This window comes from Kribbella sancticallisti (assembly GCF_039530625.1).
GTDB classification, from domain to species: domain Bacteria; phylum Actinomycetota; class Actinomycetes; order Propionibacteriales; family Kribbellaceae; genus Kribbella; species Kribbella sancticallisti.
On record NZ_BAAAOS010000013.1, the window covers coordinates 1 to 1,004 of the forward strand.

General features: G+C 70.1%; 1 protein-coding gene. It reads right to left on the minus strand.

What is annotated here, in order from left to right; genetic code table 11:
- Window positions 1-1,004, minus strand: a 1,004-nt coding sequence (locus ABD255_RS07380) for an HNH endonuclease signature motif containing protein (protein WP_344211187.1), incomplete at both ends; no start/stop codon positions are given.

Below are 1,004 nucleotides of genomic sequence, written 5' to 3' on the forward strand. Positions count from 1 at the left end.
GAGGTTGTCGATGCTTGTCGGGCCACCGTCGGCCCAGTGGATGATGTGGTGGGCGTGGCACTGCGGTGGCGGGGCTTGGCAGATGATGCAGCCCTTGTCGCGTCTGTTCAGGGCGCGGCGGATGGGGCCGGTGACGAAGCGCTGCTCGGTGCCGACGTCGAGGGGTTGGGAGTTCGAGCCCAGCACGATGGGGAGCACGGCCGCGTCGCAGGCCAGCCGTCGGACGGCGGCCGCGGACAGGTTGTCGCCGTGGACGAGTTCGCCGGTTGCTTGGCTGGTGGCGGCCTTCAGGTCGGTGTAGTCGATGGTGACGGTGAGATGGGGGACGCCGGGGCCGGTGCTGGCGGTGGTGGCGGTGTCGAGGATGGTGACGAGGGCGTCGGCTTGGCGTTTGTCGCGGGGGCGTGGGTCGGGTTCGCCGTCGAGGGTTTTGTGGGGTTTGGCGAGGGCGTGGATCGCGGTTTTGAGTAGTTCGGCGTTTTCGTTGGCGAGGTAGCCGCCGAATTTGAGGCCGTGGTCGGCGGGGCGTAGCCAGAGTGCTTCGCGGTGGTAGGCGTCGTTTTCGGCGGGTTCGGTGCCGTCGGTGTCGAGGGTGTCGACGACGCGTTTGCCGAGGGTGCGTAGGTCGGCCGGGGTCAGGTATCTGGCGGCTTCGACCATCTGTTCCTCGGCGACCAGGAGGTCCTCGACCGGGACCGTGGCCGGGACCTTCTCCAGGGCGGTGACGATCGCGTGGGCTTGGCCGGGATGCAGCCGGACCGGTGCGAGCGCGCCGGCCGCGGCGTCGGCGGAGTCGGCGGCGTCGGCGGAGTCGGCGGAGTCGGCGGAGTCGGCGGAGTCGGGGAGAGAGTCGAGGTCCGTTGCGTCGGAGTCGAGGTCGGTGGCGTCGGCACCTGGCTCAGCGTCGCCGTCTGGGTCGGCGGGGGTGCTTGCGGTCTGAGGGTCTGGGAGGGCGGCGGTGACGGTTTCGTACTTGGGGAGGGCGAGGGCGAGTTTGAGGTCGC